Source organism: Novosphingobium sp. fls2-241-R2A-195 (assembly GCF_030209485.1).
GTDB lineage: Bacteria > Pseudomonadota > Alphaproteobacteria > Sphingomonadales > Sphingomonadaceae > Novosphingobium > Novosphingobium resinovorum.
In genome coordinates this window covers 155659-175797 of record NZ_JARVRY010000023.1, presented here as the reverse complement: position 1 = coordinate 175797, position 20139 = coordinate 155659, and the positions used below count along the sequence as shown (strand labels likewise).

General features: G+C 65.1%; 17 protein-coding genes. 9 read left to right on the top strand and 8 right to left on the bottom strand.

Annotated features, from left to right (window positions below):
- The first annotated feature begins 169 nt into the window (after window positions 1-169).
- On the top strand, window positions 170-2752 hold the full coding sequence (locus QRN25_RS17655; RefSeq protein WP_285020498.1) for a TonB-dependent receptor: 2583 nt from the start codon (window positions 170-172) through the stop codon (window positions 2750-2752).
- A gap of 66 nt (window positions 2753-2818) precedes the next feature.
- Here the strand turns inward: QRN25_RS17655 and QRN25_RS17650 are convergent, their stop codons facing one another.
- The gene (locus QRN25_RS17650) at window positions 2819-3778 is read right to left on the bottom strand and encodes a homocysteine S-methyltransferase family protein (protein ID WP_285020497.1); all 960 of its coding nucleotides are present in this window, start codon (window positions 3776-3778) and stop codon (window positions 2819-2821) included.
- A gap of 139 nt (window positions 3779-3917) precedes the next feature.
- Here QRN25_RS17650 and QRN25_RS17645 point away from each other — a divergent pair, with 139 nt between their 5' ends.
- On the top strand, window positions 3918-4352 hold the full coding sequence (locus QRN25_RS17645) for a hypothetical protein (RefSeq protein WP_285020496.1): 435 nt from the start codon (window positions 3918-3920) through the stop codon (window positions 4350-4352).
- 518 nt (window positions 4353-4870) lie between these two features.
- Here the strand turns inward: QRN25_RS17645 and QRN25_RS17640 are convergent.
- From QRN25_RS17640 to QRN25_RS17620, 5 genes are all read right to left on the bottom strand, one after another.
- Entirely contained in the window at window positions 4871-5209 is a 339-nt protein-coding gene (locus QRN25_RS17640) for a DUF6481 family protein (protein WP_271182449.1), read from the bottom strand.
- A gap of 511 nt (window positions 5210-5720) precedes the next feature.
- Window positions 5721-6803 (bottom strand): sensor histidine kinase, encoded by a 1083-nt coding sequence (locus tag QRN25_RS17635; RefSeq protein WP_285020494.1) that lies wholly within the window; start codon window positions 6801-6803, stop codon window positions 5721-5723.
- A 496-nt stretch (window positions 6804-7299) separates the two neighbouring features.
- Window positions 7300-9609 carry a CDC48 family AAA ATPase gene (locus tag QRN25_RS17630; protein WP_271182446.1) on the bottom strand — a complete coding sequence of 770 codons (2310 nt, stop codon included), beginning with the start codon at window positions 9607-9609 and terminating at the stop codon, window positions 7300-7302.
- A gap of 553 nt (window positions 9610-10162) precedes the next feature.
- On the bottom strand, window positions 10163-10936 hold the full coding sequence (locus tag QRN25_RS17625; protein WP_271182445.1) for a universal stress protein: 774 nt from the start codon (window positions 10934-10936) through the stop codon (window positions 10163-10165).
- Between the two features lie 148 nt (window positions 10937-11084).
- Window positions 11085-11963: a LysR family transcriptional regulator gene (locus QRN25_RS17620; protein WP_271182444.1), complete on the bottom strand. Its 879-nt coding sequence runs from the start codon at window positions 11961-11963 to the stop codon at window positions 11085-11087.
- A gap of 97 nt (window positions 11964-12060) precedes the next feature.
- Between QRN25_RS17620 and QRN25_RS17615 the strand changes: the two genes are divergently transcribed.
- The 5 genes from QRN25_RS17615 to QRN25_RS17595 all read left to right on the top strand — a co-directional run bounded on the left by QRN25_RS17615 (window position 12061) and on the right by QRN25_RS17595 (window position 15766).
- Window positions 12061-12768 (top strand): CoA transferase subunit A, encoded by a 708-nt coding sequence (locus QRN25_RS17615; RefSeq protein ID WP_008832454.1) that lies wholly within the window; start codon window positions 12061-12063, stop codon window positions 12766-12768.
- Complete coding sequence (locus QRN25_RS17610) at window positions 12768-13403, top strand: CoA transferase subunit B (protein ID WP_271182442.1); 636 nt, start codon at window positions 12768-12770, stop codon at window positions 13401-13403. The genes QRN25_RS17615 and QRN25_RS17610 overlap by 1 nt, the downstream gene beginning before the upstream one ends.
- A 105-nt stretch (window positions 13404-13508) precedes the next feature.
- Window positions 13509-14195 (top strand): glutathione S-transferase family protein, encoded by a 687-nt coding sequence (locus QRN25_RS17605; protein WP_271182441.1) that lies wholly within the window; start codon window positions 13509-13511, stop codon window positions 14193-14195.
- A gap of 4 nt (window positions 14196-14199) precedes the next feature.
- Window positions 14200-15159 carry an NAD-dependent epimerase/dehydratase family protein gene (locus tag QRN25_RS17600; protein WP_285020490.1) on the top strand — a complete coding sequence of 320 codons (960 nt, stop codon included), beginning with the start codon at window positions 14200-14202 and terminating at the stop codon, window positions 15157-15159.
- A gap of 61 nt (window positions 15160-15220) precedes the next feature.
- Complete coding sequence (locus QRN25_RS17595; RefSeq protein ID WP_271182439.1) at window positions 15221-15766, top strand: glutathione peroxidase; 546 nt, start codon at window positions 15221-15223, stop codon at window positions 15764-15766.
- A 260-nt stretch (window positions 15767-16026) separates the two neighbouring features.
- On the opposite strand, the gene QRN25_RS17590 is transcribed toward QRN25_RS17595, so the two are convergent.
- Together QRN25_RS17590 and QRN25_RS17585 are read right to left on the bottom strand one after the other, a co-directional pair.
- Window positions 16027-16878 carry a sulfurtransferase gene (locus QRN25_RS17590; protein ID WP_285020489.1) on the bottom strand — a complete coding sequence of 284 codons (852 nt, stop codon included), beginning with the start codon at window positions 16876-16878 and terminating at the stop codon, window positions 16027-16029.
- Between the two features lie 85 nt (window positions 16879-16963).
- Window positions 16964-18028, bottom strand: a complete 1065-nt coding sequence (locus tag QRN25_RS17585; RefSeq protein ID WP_285020487.1) for a hypothetical protein — start codon at window positions 18026-18028, stop codon at window positions 16964-16966.
- A 110-nt stretch (window positions 18029-18138) separates the two neighbouring features.
- On the opposite strand from QRN25_RS17585, the gene QRN25_RS17580 reads away from it, so the two are divergent.
- Both QRN25_RS17580 and QRN25_RS17575 read left to right on the top strand, forming a co-directional pair.
- The gene (locus QRN25_RS17580; RefSeq protein WP_285020486.1) at window positions 18139-19194 is read left to right on the top strand and encodes an AraC family transcriptional regulator; all 1056 of its coding nucleotides are present in this window, start codon (window positions 18139-18141) and stop codon (window positions 19192-19194) included.
- Between the two features lie 142 nt (window positions 19195-19336).
- The gene (locus QRN25_RS17575) at window positions 19337-20086 is read left to right on the top strand and encodes an SDR family NAD(P)-dependent oxidoreductase (protein WP_271182435.1); all 750 of its coding nucleotides are present in this window, start codon (window positions 19337-19339) and stop codon (window positions 20084-20086) included.
- Window positions 20087-20139 lie beyond the last annotated feature (53 nt).

The following is a 20139-nucleotide window of genomic DNA, read 5'->3' as shown; positions in this document are numbered from 1 at the left end:
CGCACCAGTGTGTCTTGAAACCGTCACATAGCTTTGATTATGCCGGTCCCGGCAGCGGATTACGGGCTGCCATCGAAGACAGCCGTTGGCGGACGATTGTGCTTCCTCAACCGGGATGATCCCGCGCCATTGACGCCCCGCGAGGGGCCAGCTTGAGGTCGTGTTTCACATGCAGAAGTATCGCCTGCTCGCCGCCACCGCAGCGAGCGCCGCCGTCGCTTGCGCGCTCGGCTCCGCCCCCGCGCGTGCACAGTCGACCGGCTCGCTCGACTTCGAGAATTCCGACATCGTCGTCACCGGCAAGGTCGACAACTCCATCGCGGGCCTCAAGATTCCCGACACCCCCAAGGCCAAGCAGGTCATGACGCAGGAGCTGATCGCCCGCCAGACCCCCGGGCAGTCGGTGGACGACATCATCAACATGATGCCTGGCGTCAGCTTCCAGAACAACGACGGCTACGGCTCCTCGGGCGGCACGCTGATGATCCGCGGCTTCGACGACAGCCGCATCTCGCAGACCTTCGACGGCATCCCGCTCAACGACACCGGCAACTACGCGATCTACTCGAACCAGATGCTCGACCCCGAGCTGATCGAGCAGGTCAACGTCAACCTTGGCACCACCGACGTCGATTCGCCCACCGCTTCGGCCTCGGGATCGACGGTGAACTATCGCTCGATCGTGCCCGAACACGAATTCGGCGCGCGCATGGTCGGCACGCTGGGCGATTACAACAAGATGCGCATATTCGGGATGATCAACACCGGCGACCTCAACTCGTCCGGTACCCGCGCCTGGTTCGCGGCCTCGAAGGACACCTATGACGTCGCCTACGGCGGCATCGGCAAGATCGACAAGACCCAGCTCAACGCCAAGATCTACCAGCCGCTGGGCGACAATGGCGACTTCATCTCGATCGCCGGGCATTACAACGTCAACCACAACAACTACTATCCTTCGGTCCGCCTCGTCACCGACGATTACCCGAACAACACCGGCGTCAATTCCAGCAGCTCGGGCCGCTTCCCGACCAGCAAGGCCGAGCGTGACGACTACTCGCTCGACTCCTGCTCGGCGGCCGACGGCGTAACCGGCGTGGCCGATGCGGCGACCACCTGCGGCGCTTCGTGGGAGTGGCGCTACAACCCGTCGCGCACCTGGAACATCCGTATGAACTCCAAGTTCACGCTGAGCGACCGCCTGACCCTGACCGTCGATCCCTACCTCCAGTACACCTCGGCCAACGGCGGCGGCACCGCTTCGGCCAAGGAAGGTTCGTTCAATGCGGGCGGCACTGCCATCAGCGGCTACATCGGCGGCACCCCGTACTTCGGCGGCGTCGACCTCAACGGCGACGGCGACACGCTCGACACCGTGCTCCTCTCTGCCCCCAGCCAGACCGAGACCTGGCGCCTCGGCGTCCTCGCCTCGCTGATCTACGACCTCAGCGACACGCAGCGCTTCCGCGTCTCCTACGCCTGGGATCGCGGCCGCCACCACCAGACCGGCGAACTGGGCTACGTGAACAGCAACGGCTTCGCCTCTTCCTACTTCAATGACGACAACCCGCTCGTCGATGCCAGCGGCAACGTCCTGCAGAAGCGTGATCGCCTGTCCTATGCGATCCTGCACCAGATCTCGGGCGAGTACTCGGGCGAGTTCGGCGCGCTGCATATCAACGCGGGCCTTGCGCTCAAGAACCTGCGGCGCAACCTCACGCAGAACTGCCTGACCACCAGCGCCAGCGGCAGCGTCTCGTGCTTCAGCACCAATACCGAGGACCAGGCGACTTACGAGGCCTACCTGACCTCGCTCGGCACCAATTACGTTGGCGCCATGCAGAAGACCTTCTCGTATACCCGCGCCCTGCCGAACATCGGCGCTACCTTCGATATCGCCCCGGCCGTCACCGCCTTCGCCAACTATTCGAAGGGCATCCAGGTGCCGGGCACCGATAACCTCTATAACGCGTTCTACTCGGGCGGGGCATCGGCGGCGAAGCCCGAGACCACCGACAACTTCGACGTCGGCGTGCGCTACCAGAGCGGCATGTTGCAGGGATCGTTGGGCGGCTGGTACACGATCTTCAGCAACCGCCTGTCCTCGGCCTATGACCCGGACTCGCAGACCTCGATCTACACCAATCTCGGCAAGGTCGAGCGCTACGGCATCGACGCCAGCCTTGCGGTGCGGCCGGACAGCCACTTCTCGGCCTCGGTGTTCTATTCGTACCTGTGGTCGAAGATCAAGGAGGACGTCGCCGGCGGCACCTGCGGCAGCACCACCAATGCGGTGACCGGAACGCTCAACCCGATCGGCGCCTACGGCTGCTCGGCGGCGGGCGACACCTACTACTACGCCACCAAGGGCAACATGGAGGGCGCCGTCCCCCAGTACACCCTGGGCGGCCGCGTGCAGGGCGAGTTCGGCCCGCTGTCGGTCGGGCTCGAGGCCAAGCGCACCGGCGCGCGGTACTACAACGACTCCAATTCGGCGGTCTACACCACCGCCGGGGTCGAAGTGTACGGTGCCAAGGTTCCGGCCTACACCACCGTCAACCTCGACGCGCGCCTCAACGCCGGGTTTCTGGGGCTGGGCGAGAAGACCTACCTGCAGTTCAACGTCACCAACCTGTTCGACAAGTTCTACGTCGGCGGTTTCGATGATGCGGGCATCAATCCGACTTCGACCATCTACGCCTATATCGGCGCACCGCGCACAATCTCGGGCTCGATCAACATGCAGTTCTGATACCCGCTCTCATTGGCGCGGATAGGTGGAGAGGGGGCGTCCCGGTTTCGGCCGGGGCGCCCTTCTTCATGGCTGTGCCCGGACTTCGCGCCGGACTTCGCGGACGCGGCCGGCGATCTGGTCGAGGTGCTTGTCCCAGGTTCCGCAGCAGCCGCCGAAGATGTCCACCTGAGGATGGCGCGCGGCGAAAGCCGCGATGCGGTCGCCGAGATCGACGGGATCGCCTTCCTCCAGATGGCCGATCGAGCACAGTTCGATCTTGTCCCGGGCGCTGGCGTTGGGCCGCAGGCTGCGCACACGAGAAGCCCAGTTGCCGGCCTCGAAGGCAGGCTCGAACTCGATCGGGTGCGAGCAGTTGATGCCGTAATAGTCCGGCCGCGCACTCCCGGCCTCGGCATCTACCGTCTCGATCGCGTCCTTCAGGCTGACGCCCGACTTGAGTCGGTGATCGCCGTCCAGCATGAACGAGATGCCCAGCGGCAAGCCGATGCGGGCGGCGGCGCGGGCGACGCCGATGGCCTCGGGCACGCCGTTGAAGGTCGCGGCCCAGACGAAATCCACCCCGGCGCGCTTCAGGACCTCCAGCTGAAAGGCGTGGTAGTCCTCGGCTTCCTCGGCCGTGATCGTGCGGTTGAGGGCATAGGCATCGCCGCGCGGGCCGACCTGGCCGCCGATGAGCAGGCCGGGAAGCCGGTCCCGGTAAGGTTCGGCAACATCGCGCAGGAAGGCGATGGACCGTTCGAGCGCATCGGCGAGGCCATCGCGCGAGTATCCCAGTTTCTCGCCCCAGTCGGGGCTGCCGCGATAGTCGAGGCCGGAGAGCATCGCCACGAAGCCATGGCGCGCCGCGACCTCGAGCACGGCTTCGTACATCGCCTTCAGGTCCGCCATTGCCGCCGGATCGTCGAGCAGCGGGTACATGGCGAACTCGGGCAGGTCGTGCCCGTGACGGTACTGGATCTCGGTCTCCTGTCCGCCTTCGGTCAGGTAGAAGATACCCTGCTGCTGCGGAGCAAACCCGGCCATTCGGCGAACTCCCCCTCACTGGTGGTGTGAACATATCTGATCGCGGTGGGGACCAGAAGCGTAATCCGGTGGAGGCGCAAGGTGACAAGGCGGTGCCCCGCGCTGCAAGCTAATGCCTGTCTCGGGTCTTGATCGTCTGGTGATGCTGGATACGCGCGACTTCGGCGAAGGAGTGTTCGAAGCCTGGATCAGCGGCTCTCCAAACTCCACGGCTAGCGCCACGGCGCGAGGCTTTGTGGGCATGGCATTGCGGGTACAGGATGAAGAAAAGCTGGAGGCAATTTATCTACGTCCGACAAACGGACGGGCTGACGATCAGGTGCGCCGCAACCACGCTGTCCAGTACATTTCTCCCCCCGAACATTCATGGGAGAGATTGCGCGCCGAGACACCCGGTAAGTACGAGACATATGTAGATCTCGAAGCCGGTCGGTGGATGCACGTGCGGATTGTGATAGCGGGCGCTTCCGCCCGGTTACATGTCGATGGCGCCTTACAGCCGACACTGATCGTGAACGACCTCAAGCACGGCGCGGAAGCCAAACGGAGTGTAATGGGTCGGCGCCTTGTCTGAAGCGTTCTATCTATGGCCGTGTGGGCCACAGGAGATGTGTCGTGGGATTATCAGAGTTTGATCCCGCTGCTCGCGCCATACGATCGGGTATCGTGGAACATCGGACGCAAGGTTGGAGCGAAGCGGGCGCTCAAACCCCGCCAGATTTGAGCGATCCGTTTCTTTCTCGATCAGCATGGGAGGGGCCGCAGCCGGGCCCTCTTTGACCTCGCTATCGACAGCAAGCTTCGCGGATGCGATCTGGCAAAGGTCAGGGTCAGTGGTATCGTTTGCGATCGGAAAATTCGGACACGGGCTACGGTCGCACAGCAAAAGACCGGTAAACCGATTCAGTTTGAACTGATGACCGATGCTCGCGCCAGCCTAATCAAATCGCTCGAACTTCGAGGTGGCTCCTCGGAGGACTTCGCTTTCCCTACCCGCTCAGAGAACACACTCTGGATCCGATAACACCAGATCGTCCGCGAGACGTCTGGCGAGATCAGGCATCGACCAGCTTGGTCAGCTCCCGATATCCCTTACTTCTTTCGAGCTTTGCGCGCAGCGTATCGTGCGTCCCGTGCTGCTTTCATTTCGGCGGCGCCGGCGGGTGTCAGCCTGGCGGCTTTGAGCGCTGCGGCGGCTTCCTCAGCGGCTTTGCGTTCTGCTTTTTCCGCCTTGGCTAAAGCCAGCGCCTCAGCTTTGGCGGCTCGCTTCTTTGCATCTGCCTCATCCCGAACTTCCTGCGCCCGGCGTCGCTCCGCTATCAGTGCCGCGTCAACTGGCGGCTTAGCTCTGAGTGCATCCAGAGCCTTTTGTCTGGCCGATCCGGCTGCGGCAATACGGTCTTGAAAAGAGGGCGCTTTGTAGGAAGACAATGTTTATCCTTGGACGTTGAATTTAGATAGGGCGCCGCCAATCGAAGTGCAGCGCTTTACGTCGAGGTGAAGGTCGATAGCAGAAAGCCCCTTTGTTCTCAATGATGCCGAATTGCCGGGTACGGATACGCGTGGCAGTTTAACATCGGCGATCTCATGTGCAGGAATCCGGAATGGGATTGCTCTCAACTCGCATGGGCGCTCTCATCGACGATGCCGCGCAGATCGACCAGATACTCGCTACCGGAACCGAGCAGTATCCTCGCCCGTTTGCCAGCCAGTTGCGCTGTAGGATCGTAACCGGGGCAAATTTCCGGGCGTTCAGGCTGGAGCTGCTTTGACGAGGTCGGGGAGCCAGGGGATTTGGTGGGCGCCGGGAACAGCGAACCTTGGCGTACCCGTGATGGCTACGCTCCGTGGACTCTCCCCACGTCCCGCTAATAGCGAATGAGCTTTATCGACGCTCGCTTCGCAGCCGCGACCAGTTTGGGCGGCAACCCTGGTTGGGGTGTCAGTGAGCATTCGCGCGCTTGAAGCTGATTGTAACGCGCATGCCCTCGCCCGGCGCCGATTGAACGTTCAGATCCGCCTTCGCATTCTGGCGAAGAGACTGGACAATCAGGGAGCTAAGCTTCCCGCGTGGAGGCCAGTCCTCAGGAGACTGCAAACCAACGCCATCATCCGCAACAATCACATGGCAGCCTGTATCATCAATCAGGCTGTGTACCGTGATCGTCCCGGAATCTCGACCTACGAACGCGTGCTTGAGCGCATTCGTGAGCAGTTCGTTGACTACCAGGCCCGTGGGCATCGCGACGTCGATAGACACGGGCCAGGTGTCCACCTTCAGGTCTAACCTAACCCCTTCGTTCGCGTGCGCTGCAACCACTGAGCTGGTAATCTGCGAAAGAAAGATGCCGAGGTCGACCTCGTCGCCAACGTCTTGTCCCGACAGGGTGCGATACAGCAAAGCAAGGGTTTCAACCCTGCCCGCCAGCGTCTCAAACCGCTCGGTGGTTGCATCTTTGGGAACATTGCGCGCTTCGAGCCGGATTAGCGCTGTGACCATCTGCAGGTTATTTTTGATCCGGTGCTGCAACTCTTGAAGCAATACATCCTTCTCGGCCAGCTGCTCCTGAAGGGTGGTATCCGCGTAGGCGTCCCCCGTGGACGCGGGAGCGAGAGCCACTAGGCGGAATGCCGGTCCCGCATCACCCTCGATCACATTTGACCAGATGTTTACGCGCGCGCACTCGCCATTGCTAAACACAAACGTTCCGAGATGGTCATGACCTGCGATCACTGCGATACCCAGAGGAAGGCCATCTTCTACCGCTGATCCGACGTCATTTAAGACGTCCCAGCGATTGCCTGTGATACGCTCAGCGCTCACGCCAGCTATACGCTCGAACTCGAGATTTGCGTAGACCAGCCGTTCTTCCGGCTCCAGCTCCGCCACTGCTATCGCGATCGGCACCTGATCGAGAAACTGCTTGAATTGATCGCTTTCCAGCGCATCAGCTAGGTTTGGATTATCAATCAGATCATCAAGCTTATCTTCGACTTGCGATTGCTTGTCCTGATGTTCGCCCACGATGTATCGACCGCCGATCCGTAAAGAATTTACCTCTAAACGGTTGATGGTCGCTTTGCTAGCTCATTGAGTGGCATCGAGGGGGCGCAAAGTGTGGCATTTATCGCTTTTGGGTCCGGACGGTTGTTTCGAGACGTTCAGCATGCGGCGCAAGTTGACAGGCAGCTATCTGATCCTCTCGCCCGGTTAGCCGTCATTCCGAAATCGGCCAAAGTTGTCTGCGGGCGCAACGTCGCCGAGTCCCGGGAGCGCGGAGGCGATGGCCCTCGCATTTTCTCTCCGTCCTTCTCCCCTGCCTGAAACAGAAAAGCCCGGGCGCAATCGACCGGGCTTTTCCTATCGGCGCTTAGGCCGGGCCGGAAAGCGATGCTCTCCGCGATCCCACCTAGTGCCTGTTGGAAGGGCATCAGATGGGTCCCCGCCTTCGCGGGGATGAGGGTGGGGGGGCGGGGGCATCCGCGATCGGGCGGTGGCGCGCCACCGATGCCCCCGACCCTCAGTGCTTCCGTTCTCGCGTGCTTTCCAGCATACCCGGGGCGATGAAGCCGATCGGCGTCACTTCCATGGCGCGCTTTTTCAGTTCGCTTTTCATGCGCTGGTATTCGTCTTCCATGGCTTCGGTCACTGTGGCGCGGCTGTCTTCGAGGGCTTCCTCGAAGTCCTGCATCGTCACCTCTTCCACGCTCGCGCCGCGTTTGCGGATGGCGATGAGGCCGGCGCGGCGGACGACGTCCTCCAGGTCCGCGCCGGTGAAGCGTTCGGTGCGCTCGGCGATCTCGCCCAGGCGTACGTCTTCGGCCAGCGGCATCTTGCCGGTGTGGATGCCGAGGATGTGTTCGCGGCCCGGGGCGTCGGGGGTGCCGACGTAGACCAGTTCATCGAATCGGCCGGGGCGAAGGAGGGCGGGATCGACCAGTGCCGGGCGGTTGGTGGCGCCGACGAGGACGACCGATTGCAGTTCCTCCATCCCGTCCATCTCGGCGAGGATGGTGTTGACCACGCGGGCGGTGACTTGCGGTTCGCTGCCGCCGCCGCCCATGCCGCGGGCGGGGACGAGGCTGTCGATCTCGTCGATGAAGATCACGCAGGGGGCCACCTGACGGGCGCGGGCGAACAGCTTGGCGATCTGCTGTTCGCTTTCGCCGTACCACTTGCTGAGCAGGTCGGAGGACTTGATCGAGATGAAGTTCGCCTCGGCCTCTCTCGCCACGGCCTTGGCCAGAAGGGTCTTGCCGGTGCCGGGCGGGCCGTAGAGGAGGAAGCCCTTCGCCGGGCGGATGCCCAGCTTGTGGAACGCCTCCGGGTTCTTCAGCGGCAGTTCGATGCCTTCCTTCAGCTTGATCTGCGCCTCGTCCAGGCCGCCGATGTCGGCCCACCCGATGTTCGGCACCTGCACCATGACTTCGCGCATGGCGGAGGGCTGGACGCGCTTGAGGGCGGCGAGGAAGTCCTCGCGGTAGACCTGCAGGTTGTCGAGCACTTCGGCGGGGATGGTGCGCGCTTCGAGGTCGAGCTTGGGCATGATGCGGCGCACCGCCTCGATCGCGGCTTCGCGGGCGAGGGCGGCAAGGTCGGCACCGACGAAGCCGTGGGTGGTGCGGGCCAGCTCGTTCAGATCCACGCGCTCGCTCAGCGGCATGCCGCGCGTGTGGATGCCGAGGATCTCGCGGCGGCCCTTCTCGTCGGGCACGCCGATGACGATCTCGCGGTCGAAGCGGCCTGGGCGGCGCAGGGCCTCATCGATGGCGTCGGGGCGGTTGGTGGCGGCGATGACGACCACGTGGGCGCGGCTGTTGAGGCCGTCCATCAGCGTGAGCAGCTGGGCGACGAGGCGCTTTTCCGCTTCGCCGTGAACTTGGTCGCGCTTGGGGGCGATCGAGTCGATCTCGTCGATGAAGACGATCGCGGGGGCGGACTTGGTCGCCTCCTCGAAGATCTCGCGAAGGTGCTTCTCGCTTTCGCCGTAGCCGGAGCCCATGATCTCTGGGCCGTTGATCGAGAAGAAGCTGGCCTCGCTCTCGTTGGCGACGGCCTGTGCCAGGCGCGTCTTGCCGGTCCCCGGCGGGCCGTGGAGCAGCACGCCCTTGGGCGGTGCGACGCCCAGGCGGGTGAACAGTTCGGGGTAGCGCAGGGGCAGTTCCACCATCTCGCGCAGCTGGCGGATGGTGTCGCTCATGCCGCCGACGTCGTCGTAGTTGACGTCGCCGCGCGCGTCGTGGGCTTCCTCGAAGACCTCGCGCAGTTCGACTTCGGTGTTCTCGTCGATGTGGACGATGCCGCGCGGGGTCGTGGAGACGACGTTGAGGCGGATCTGCGTCAGCGCATAGGCGGGCGCGTTGAACATGCGGCGCAGCTGGGGCGGGATGTCCGCGACTTGCTGCTGGCCGGTGGTGGCGACGAGGTCTCCCTGCACCATGGGGCGCTGGAAGAAGTTGCGCTTGAGCGCGGCGGACGGGCCCTGCAGGCGCATGTCTTTCTGCGCGGGCGCGAAGACGACGCGCTGGGCCGAGCGCGATTCGGCCTTGCGGATGGTGACGTGGTCGCCGGAGCCGACTTCGGCATTGCCGCGCTGGAGGCCGTCGAGACGGATGACGCTGAGCCCCTCGTCCTCGTCGTAGGCGAGCACGGCGCGGGCCACGGTCACGGTCTTGCCGGTGATTTCGAGCACGTCGCCTTCCATGGCGCCGATCTCGCCCAATGCGGCGCGAGACAGGCGGGCGATGCCCTGGCCGCTCTCTTCCTGACGAGCGGCGGCGACCTGCAGCTTTATGGTGCGGTCTTCGGTCTTGGTTTCGGTATCCGCCATGTGCGGGGTGTTCCTTCCTCGATCCCGATCCCGGTCATCTGCTGATCGACCAGTCGGTGGAGGATAGCTGGGTATCGCCACCGGGGAATGCAATTCGAACCAACACGATGCGCGCGTGTTCCCTTTGCGAGTGGCGGGATTCGCCCATTACCTGGACAAGAAAAAAGGCCTGATCGTTTCCGACCAGGCCGTAGAAGTTTTGGGAGAGGATGCCTGAAAGGCACTGTCTGTATGTCGCCGAATCGGATTTTGTGCAAGTGCGAAAAGGATAGGTTGCGTTGCAAAAATGTGAACCAAGGTTGCGTATTGCTGCACAACGGGCGCTTTCCTGAACGAAATGTCAGGGTTTTCGCAATGTATGATAATGAACCTACTTTCAGATTCACCTTTACGCTTAGGTGAGCGTGCAACGCTGGGGCGATGCGGTGCAATCCTTTGCCTGCTGCAATGCGTCAAGTGCTTGCCAAGGTCAGCATATCACTCGGCACCGCCATAAAACTGCGGCGCCGCACCCTTGCGGGGCGGCGCCGTACGGTATTATGTCGGGCGCTGATCAGTGCGCGAGGAGCAGGGCAGGCGCGGTTTCCTCCTTGAGGAAGAATTCGGTCACACCGCCGAACAGGAACTCGCGCACGCGATTCTTGCCGTAGGCGCCCATAACGAGGAGGTCCGCCCCTTGCGCAGCGGTCGCCAGCGTCTCCTGAGTCGAGTGGACGCGCTCATGCTCTTCCAGTTCGGCGTTGACGCCATGGCGCGAGAGGTAGCGCAGGGCGTCTGTGGCGGGGAAGCCGCCTTCCTTCTCGACCACGCAAATCAGCTTCACGCTGGAGCACTGCGCCAGCAGCGGCGCGGCGGCGCGCAGCGCTGCGGCGGCCTGTTCCCCGCCGTCCCAGCCGATGCAGGCGGTTCCGACCGGCACCTTGAGCGGCGTCTCGGCAAGCGCCAGCACCGGCGCGCGGGCACGCAGGGCAAGGTCTCCGGCAAGCCCGCCCGAGCGCGAGACGATGATGAGGTCAGCGAGGCGCGCGGCATAGGCGAAGGCGGTCACGGGGTCGTCCTCGCAGCGGATCACCTCGAAGGGCACCCCCGCGTCCGCGAGGCGGGCCTCGGCGGCGGCGGCAACTTCGTCGTCTGCCTCCAGCGCCTTGTCGAGCGCTTCGGAGATCACGTAGCTGCCGCCCATCGGGTCCATCGCGATGTAGCGCGAAACGGGGGTGTCGACGAGCACGGTGACGTGGCCGTTCTCGCGTCGGGCAATGTCCACGGCGGTCTGGAGGCGGGCATCGCTGCCGGGCTTGCGGTCGGCGTTGACGAGTATCGAGCGCATGGTCGTTCTCCCTCTTAGGCATCCTCAGGCTAACCCGTGGCGGTGGGATTTCCATGACCGGGATCAAACATGGGGTTTTGGTAAAACGAATGGCGGGGCGCGGAGTTGCGGGAAAGGCGCGAGGGAAATGGTTTGAAACGAAGGTGTGTCAGGCGCCGGGCTCGATCTGCAGTTCGCTCGCCCGCGCGAAGAGGTCGAGGATCACCGGGTCGCGCTCGCGGGTGCGGATCGCGGCCTCGAAGTGCACATGATGGCGGGGGCGCGGGAGAATTTCATGCAAGTGTCCGGCGGTGAGGCGATCGCGCACCATGGTCTCGGGCAGCACGGCGGCGCCCTGGCCGCTGGCAACGATCTCGATGAGGGTGCGCACATTGTTGCAGGTGTGCAGCGCGCGCGGGACGATGCCGCGGGCCTCCAGCGTCTCGTGCGTCACTGCGTGGAGCGGCGAGTGATCGGGCAGCGACCAGACCGGCAGCGCCTTAGCGAAGCCACCGACTTGCGCCACTTCGGCGCCTGCGCACCATACCAGTTCCACCGAGCCAATCGAGGCCGTGCGCATCCCCGGGCTTGCGACCGGCCCGGCGAGGAACACGATGTCGCGGGTTCCCGCCAGCAATTGCTGGAGCAGCGGCGCGGTGAGGTCGATCTCGATCTCCATGGCGACGCCGGGACGGTCGCGCTCGATGGCCTGGATAAAGGCGGGCAAGCAACTGGCCGCGGCGATCTCGCCCGAGCCGATGCGCACGGCGGCGGTGGCGCCCGCGAAGTCGCTCGCCTCCAGCAGCACCTGTTCGAGGCCGTGGTACAGCGGCTCGCTCGCCTGCACCAGCCGCCGTCCGCGCGCGGAGAGCACCATGCGCCGTCCCTCGCGTTGGAATAGCGGCACTCCGAGTTGCTCCTCGATCTCGCGCACACGCGCGGAAATCGCGGGCTGCGTGGTGTTCAGCCGCTGCGCGGCCGCCGCGAATGTGCCGAGGCGATCGATCCACATCAGTGTTTCGAGATGGAACAGGGCAATGCGTTTCATAATAGTTACATATCAGAATTGATAAAAAACAATCGCTATTCGTGATGGGAGAAGGTGTCTAGCCTCCCGCCTGAAACGGAGAAGAGGATCTACCTCAATGAACAAGATCTACCCCAGTGCGGAGGCCGCGCTGGAAGGCGTGCTCAAGGACGGCCTGCTGATCGCCAGTGGCGGTTTCGGGCTTTGCGGCATCCCTGAAAGGCTGCTCGATGCGATCCGCGATGCGGGCGTGAAGGACCTGACGTTCGCCTCGAACAATGCCGGCATTGACAACGAAGGCATCGGCAAGCTGCTGCGCACCAAGCAGGTGAAGAAGATGATCTCGTCCTACGTGGGCGAGAACAAGGAGTTCGAACGCCAGTTCCTCGCCGGTGAACTCGAGGTCGAGTTCTGCCCGCAAGGCACCCTGGCCGAGCGCATGCGCGCCGGTGGTGCAGGCATTCCGGGCTTCTACACCAAGACCGGTGTGGGCACCCAGGTCGCCGAGGGCAAGGAAGTGAAGCAGTTCCGCGGCGAGGACTATATCCTCGAGGAAGGCATCTTCGCCGACCTGTCGATCGTCAAGGCTTGGAAGGCGGACGCAACCGGCAACGTCGTGTTCCGCAAGACCGCGCGCAACTTCAACGTGCCTGCCGCCACGTGCGGCAAGGTCTGCGTGGTCGAGGTTGAGGAGATCGTCCCCACCGGCTCGCTCGATCCGGACGCGATTCACCTGCCGGGCGTCTTCGTCCAGCGCATCGTCGTGGGCGCACCTTACGACAAGAAGATCGAGTTCACGACGACGCGCGAGAGGGAGGCCGTCTGATGCCCTGGAATCGTAACGAAATGGCCGCGCGCGCGGCGAAGGAACTGCAGGACGGGTTCTACGTGAACCTCGGCATCGGCATTCCGACGCTAGTGGCGAACTACGTGCCCGAGGACATCACCGTCACCCTGCAGAGTGAGAACGGGATGCTCGGCATCGGGCCGTTCCCCTACCCGGACGAGGTCGATCCCGATCTCATCAATGCGGGCAAGCAGACCATCAGCGAACTGCCGCACTCGGCCTATTTCGACAGCGCCACCAGCTTCGGCATGATCCGTGGTGGGCACATCGACCTGACCGTGCTGGGCGCGATGGAAGTGGCCGAGAACGGCGACATCGCCAACTGGATGATCCCCGGCAAGATGATCAAGGGCATGGGCGGCGCCATGGACCTCGTCGCGGGTGTGAAGAAGATCATCGTCGTCATGGAGCACACCTCCAAGAACGGCGATCCCAAGCTCATCCCCGCCTGCACCCTGCCGCTGACGGGCGTGGGCGTGGTGGACATGGTGATCACCGACCTCGCGGTGTTCCAGCGCCCGGACCACGACAGTCCGTTCAAGTTGATCGAACTCGCGCCCGGCGTGACGGCCGAGGAAGTCGCCGCGAAGACGACCGCGCATTACGTGAGCTGACCTGGCCAGTTCCTCCCCGAGCTTGTCTTGGGGAGGAATTTCACCCCTCTCGCCACGCTGCCAACTTCACGCTATCCCTCGCGCACTCTTCGCAAGGGACCATCCATGACTTACACCCTCATCACCGCGAACCGGAACTATTCGAGCTGGTCGCTGCGCCCGTGGGTGCTGATGAAGGCGCTCGCCATCCCGTTCGAGGATGAGCTTGAGCCCTTCACCATGCCGGTGAACTACGACGCGTTCCGCAGCTTTTCCCCCACCGGCCAGGTGCCTGCGCTGATCGACGAGGAGCGTACCGTCTGGGATTCGCTCGGCATCACGCTCTATCTCGCCGACCGCCATCCCGCCGTCTGGCCCAAGGCCTCGGACGCCCGCGCCTTCGCCCAGAGCGCGGTATGCGAGATGCACGCGGGCTTCTCCGCCTTGCGCAATGTGTGCACGATGAACGTGGGCGTGCGCGTGAAGCTGCGGCCGATGAGCGGCGCGCTGGTCCGCGAGATCCACCGCCTGCGTGAGATGTTCGAGGAAGGGCTGGGTCGCTTCGGCGGACCCTGGCTGGCAGGCGCGGAGTTCACCGCCATTGATGCCTTCTACGCGCCGGTTGCCTTCCGCATCCGCACGTATGGCCTCGACGTCGGCGGCGGGCAGGCCTGGGTCGATGCGATGCTCGCCCACCCCGCCATGCGCCAGTGGGAGGAGGAAGCCCTCGCCGAGACCTGGCGCGAGGAGAGCCACGAGGCCGAACTTGCCGAAGCCGGCGCGATCATCGCCGACTACCGCGCCCCCGCCTGATGCCATGCGCCTCCTGCTGACGGGCTCGTCCGGCTGGCTGGGTCGGCATCTGGCACCGCTGCTGGTCTCGCGCGGGCACGAGGTGATCGGCCTCGACGTGGCGACGGGCGCGGCGACGACGGTGCTGGGTTCGGTGGCGGACCGCTCGCTGGTGTTCCGCACCGTCGCCGAGCATGGGATCGAGGCGGTGATCCACTCGGGCGCGCTGCACAAGCCGGACATCGCGCGCTTCGGGCGGCAGGCCTTCGTCGACGTCAATGTGACGGGCACGCTCAACCTGCTGGAAGCGGCGGTGGATGCGGGACACGCACGCTTCGTGTTCACTTCGACCACCTCGCTGATGGTTCGCGATGACGTCCGCGCCGGGGCGGGAGAGCACGGCGCGTGGTGGATGGACGAGGCGTTCGGCCCGCTAGCCCCGCGCAACGTTTACGGCGTGACCAAGCGCACGGCCGAGGACCTTTGCCGCCTTGTCGTGCGCGAAAGCGGCATAGCGGCGGCGATCCTGCGCACCGGGCGCTTCTTCCCGGAGGACGACGATACGCACGTGGTCCCCTCCGGCCCCAACCTCAAGGCGAACGAATTCCTGAACCGCCGCCTGACCGTTGGCGACGCCGCGCTCGCTCACCTTGCCGCGCTGGAGCGGATCGAGGGGTGCGAGACTTTCGTGCTCTCCGCCCCGCCGTCTTTCGTGCGCGAGGATGCAGCGGAACTGGCCCGCGATGCGCGCGCCGTGATCGCCCGTTACCATCCCGATGCCGCGGACCTCTACGCCCGCGCGGGCTGGGTTCTGCCCGAGCGGATCGAGCGCGTCTACGATCCCGCCAAGGCCGCTCGCCTGCTCGGCTGGCGTGCCGAAACCGATTTCGCCGCGATCCTCACTGCCTTGCGCGGCGGCGCGCAGATGCCCTTCGCGCATGATCCGGGGTGGATTTCTCCGGTCCTCGGCGGTTTGCCTGCATAGTCTTGCGGCGGTCATCCAGTCGTGCGCATAACCCGCTCGAACTCTAATGGGAGAACATCCAATGGCCGACCTCGCCTCCATCCCGCTCACCCGCATCGACGGCAAGCCCGACACCCTCGGCGATCACGCCGGCAAGGTGCTGCTGGTGGTCAACGTAGCCTCCAAGTGCGGCCTCACCCCGCAATACGAGGGCCTTGAGGCGATCTACGGCGAATACAAGGACAAGGGCTTCGAGGTGCTGGGCTTTCCGGCCAACGACTTCGGCGCGCAGGAGCCCGGCACGCATGAGGAAATCGCCGAGTTCTGCTCGATCAACTACGGGGTCTCGTTCCCGCTCTTCGCCAAGGCCGATGTTACCGGCGAAGCCAAGCAGCCGCTTTACGCCGCGCTGACCGAGGCGGTGCCCACCAAGCAAGGCGACGTCGAGGGCATGAAGGAGAAGTTCAAGGGCTACGGCATGACCCCGAACGACGACCCCGAAGTGCTGTGGAACTTCGAGAAGTTCCTGATCGCGCGCGACGGTTCGGTCGCCGGTCGCTTCGCACCGGGCACCGCGCCGCAGGACCCGCTGCTGATCGGCGCGATCGAGGCTGAACTGGCGAAGTAAGCGGAAGGAAGCCCACCCCCGTCCCCTCCCGCAAGCGGGAAGGGAGAGGCAAGGTTCGCCCTCCCGCAAGCGGGAGGGGCCGGAAGGCTTGCGAGCGAAGCGAATTAGCCGAACGGGGCGGGCCAAATGCCCGCCCTCATCTCTCACCGGCCCGACGATCGGCGCTCAGGTCGCGCGATGTGCACCGCCGGGCACGTCGCGTGTTTCCACCCCCTTGACTAGCGCGCGGAGTGAGGGTGGCGCGTCGCTGCCCGAGACGTTCAATCGGACCCCGTCGCCACCGGGCGCGCCGGATCGGCGATCCACTCGCTCCACGATCCGGGATAGAGCCGTCCGGCCGGCATTCCCGCCACGGCCATGGCCAGGGCGTTATGGCAGGCAGTGACGCCCGAGCCGCACTGGAGGATCGCCGGGGCCTCGCCCAGCAAGGCGGAGAAATCGGCGGCAAGGTCTTCGGCCGGGCGGAAACGGCCATCGACGCCGAGATTGTCGCGAAAGAAGCGGTTGCGGGCGCCCGGGATATGTCCGGCGACCGGGTCGAGCGGGTTGGGCGTGCCCGCGAAGCGCGAGGGATCGCGCGCATCCAGCACTTGCGCGGCGCCGGTTTGAATATTGGTGAGCACTTGCGCGGCGGTCACCGGGGCAGGCACGAGTTGGGCGCCGGGCTCGAAATCCCCCGATGCGGCGGCCGGCGGAGTGCCGGTCTCCAGCGGCAGTCCGGCATCGACCCATGCGGGCTTACCACCGTCGAGGACGGCGACAGGGGCGTGGCCGAGCCAGCGCAGCAGCCACCACAGCCGCGCGGCCCAGGCGCCGCCGTTGCTGTCGTAGGCGACGACCTGCTGGTCCTTGCGCAGCCCCTGCGCACGCAGCCAGGCGGCCATCGCCACCGGCGCGGGCAGGGGGTGACGCCCGTTGCTGCCGTCGGACGGGGAGGCCAGGTCTTCGTCGAGATGGGCGTAGCGGGCGCCGGGGATGTGGCCCTTCGCGTAAATCTCCTGCCCCTTGTCGGGTGCGCCGAGTTCGAATTCGCAGTCGAAGATCAGTACGTCCGCGCCTGACGCGATCATGTTCTTGAGCGCGTCGACGGCGATCAACGTTTCGTAAGTCATCGTTGTCCTTGCCCTGGAGGCTGATGGAAATGTGTTGTGGTGAACGCAAAGACAATAGCCAGGACAGCGACTATATGTCGATTGCTTAGGTGTTACTTCTCATGTCGTTCGTCGAAACACACCACGTCCCGAACAGATGGATGCGTTCCCAAAACAGGGTGCGGGTTCCGGCCATGTTGTGAACGTGGCCCATGCGCGGACAGACGAACAGGTCGATGCTGCGGGCGCAGGGATAAGCGCGTGGTTCGGCGCGGGGATCGGGAACGAGGTCGCGCTCGCCCATCGCGGCGAGAACGGGAACGGTGATCGCGGCAGCTTCGGAGGCGACGATGCCCGGGGTCAGCGTCGAGCGCGCGGCGCGCTGCGGTGTGCGGTGAGCATACCATGGCGGGTACGGAGCCCCGGCATCCTCGCCGCGCGCGATGCCTTCGTAATGGGCGAGGTCCTGCTCTACCACGCCGAGGGGGACATCGTCGTAATGGAAGCCCCAGGCAAGCGCCTCCCACGCAGCCTGCGCGGCGGCCCCTCCGGCCTGGGCCAGCAGGGCGGTGTTGAGTGGCTCACGGCATTCCTCGAGCCGGGCGTCGCGCGGATACCAGGCCACGGCGACCGGGATACCGCCGGGCGGGGTGGCCGGGTGCGCGTGGATGGCGCTGAAGCCGAGCACGGCGATGCCGTCGAAGCTGCGATGACGGGCCTGCTGATAGATCAGCAGCGCGGCACCCAGAGACTGGCCGATGCCGATCGTGCAGGCGGCGCTTACCGGCGGATAGTCGGGTGAAAGCACGCCATTGGCCAGGCGTGTCACGATCTCTCTCTGTGCGGCGTCGGCGGCGGCGGTAAGGGCCGCGTAGCCGAGATCCTCCGGGTCGATGCGGCTCTCGTCATCACAGCCCAGCCAATCGAGCGCAATCACGATCCATCCGCGCGCGGCGTGGAATGCGGCTTGTGATCCGGCCTCGTGCGACGGTCCGGGCAGTTCGCAGCTATAATAGCCGCGCGCGTAGCTGCTGCTCGGCAGCGCGAAGCAGATCACGGGACGATCGGGCAGTTCGGCGGGATCGGGCAGCACCACGGTGGCCGGGATCGACGCGGGGATGCCGAGACCTGCCGCATCGCTGACATCAATGGTGACTTCGACCTGCCGCACGCCTCTCGCCCTCTCGTTCAGCCCCGTTCTCGCCTCGATTGACGGACGGGCGCAATCCCATATCCTTCCGGCACATGACCGATCGTCCACGGGATCGGCGGGAGGATGCGATGCCTGAAACCGGAGAGAGGCGTGCCCGCGTCGCGAACTTGTCCGAACTTCTGGGGGAAGTGCGCCTTTCCGGGCGCACTTGGAGCTATGGGGACTTCGCCGAGCACGCGGGCTGCGCGGTGGCGGGTGGTGATGCTGTATTCGTGCATGCGGTGATCCATGGCACGGTGCGAATCGCCTGCGCCGGCGGGGCGATGGCCCGAGTGGGCGCGGGCGAAGTCATCATGGTGCTTTCCGGCGAGGCGCATGCGCTGCGCACCGATGCGGGAGCCATGACGGTCGCGCACGGCGCTTTGCGACGTGATGAGGGCGCCGACCTGCCGCTGGCCCGAAACTTTGGGAAAGGGCGTACGGCCGCGCGGGTGCTGAGCGCACGGTTGCGGGCGGCCTGGCCCGACGGAGTCGAGCGGGCGGGGCTTCCGGCGCTGCTTTATGGTGGAGATGACCTTTTGCGTGCCGATGCACTGGCGCGGGTTGGCCTGGGAGCGGGCGCTACGGCACTGCTCACCCGGCTGGCCGAGATGCTGCTTGTCGCCGGGCTACGCGCGGACCCGGCCTGCCGGCGCATCCTCTCGGGCGAGAAGCGGGATGCGGTCGAAGCGGCCATCCAGCGCATCGCCGCGAGCCCGGCACATCCCTGGACAGTCGAATCGCTGGCGCGGGCGGTGGGGATGGGACGCTCAAACTTCGCGGCGCAGTTCTCCTTGGCGGTGGGCAAGGCGCCCATGGAGGTCGTGGCGGAACATCGCATGGAACACGCCGCCGCGCTGCTGCGGCAGGGGCGGATGAAGATCGCCGAGATCGCCGAACTGGCGGGCTACGGCTCGGAAGCGGCGTTCAGTCGCCGGTTCAGCCGGTATTTCGGCACCACGCCCAGCCGGATGCGCGAGGCGGCGCGGCAGGCCAGACTCGAGGCGGCGCCGACCCCCTCGTTCCGCGCCCTGCTGGCGGGCGCGCGGGAGAAAGTTGCGCGCGCCGCCTTGCCCGCTGCTTCTCTTATTGCCGGGCGAATCGCGCCAGGGCACGTGCTTGCGGCGCGGGTCCGGCCCGGCTGACTGTTCGGTCTCGAAGCGCGAGGAACTCCGGATGTGGGTGTGCCGCGTCGCGGGGGCGGATTCTGCCGCCGCCACCTCGCCCCGCCCTTCTGCCGGGCGCGTTTCGGGGTAAGCCTGCGCGCAAAGCTTCAGGAGAGAATGCATGACTTACCGAGTTGCCATCGTCACCGGGGCCGCAGCCGGGATCGGCGCGGCCTGTTCCAGGCGGCTGGCGCAGGACGGCATCGCGGTGGGCGTGCTCGATCTCGACGAGGCGCGCTGCGCGGATACCGTGAAGGCGATCAGGGATGCGGGCGGCACCGCCATCGCGCTGGGCGCCGACATCTCCAACCGCGAACAGGCTGCCGCTGCCGTGGAGAAGTGCCGCGATGCGCTGGGGCCGATCTCGATCCTCGTCAACAATGCGGGCGTGACCGATTTCACGCCGTTCGAGGAACTGACTGACGAGCGTTGGGACTTCGTCTACGCGATCAACGTGCGCGGGCCGATGGTGATGACGCAGCTGGTCATCAAGGACATGAAGCATGCCGGCTGGGGGCGGATCGTCAACGTCTCGTCCTCGTCGGCGCAGACGGGGGCACTCAACATGATCTGCTATTCCTCGTCGAAGGGCGCGGTGGTGACGATGACGCGCTCGATGGCGCAGGAATTCGGGCCTTACGGGATCACCGTGAACAACATCCCGCCCGGTTCGGTGATGGGCACGATCATGTCCGAGGCCAACCGCGAGCGCTTCCAGGTCCCGACCGAAGTGCTGCTCCAGTCCATCCCGGTACGCCGCATGGGCGAACCCGCCGATATCGCGAATGCCTGCGCATGGCTGTGCCACGAGGCTTCGGGCTACGTCACCGGCCAGACCATCGGCGTCAACGGCGGCCGCGTGGTGAGCTGAGTCCTCGTCATTGCGAGCGCAGCGACGCAATCCAGTGCGGTTTACGCGGCCCT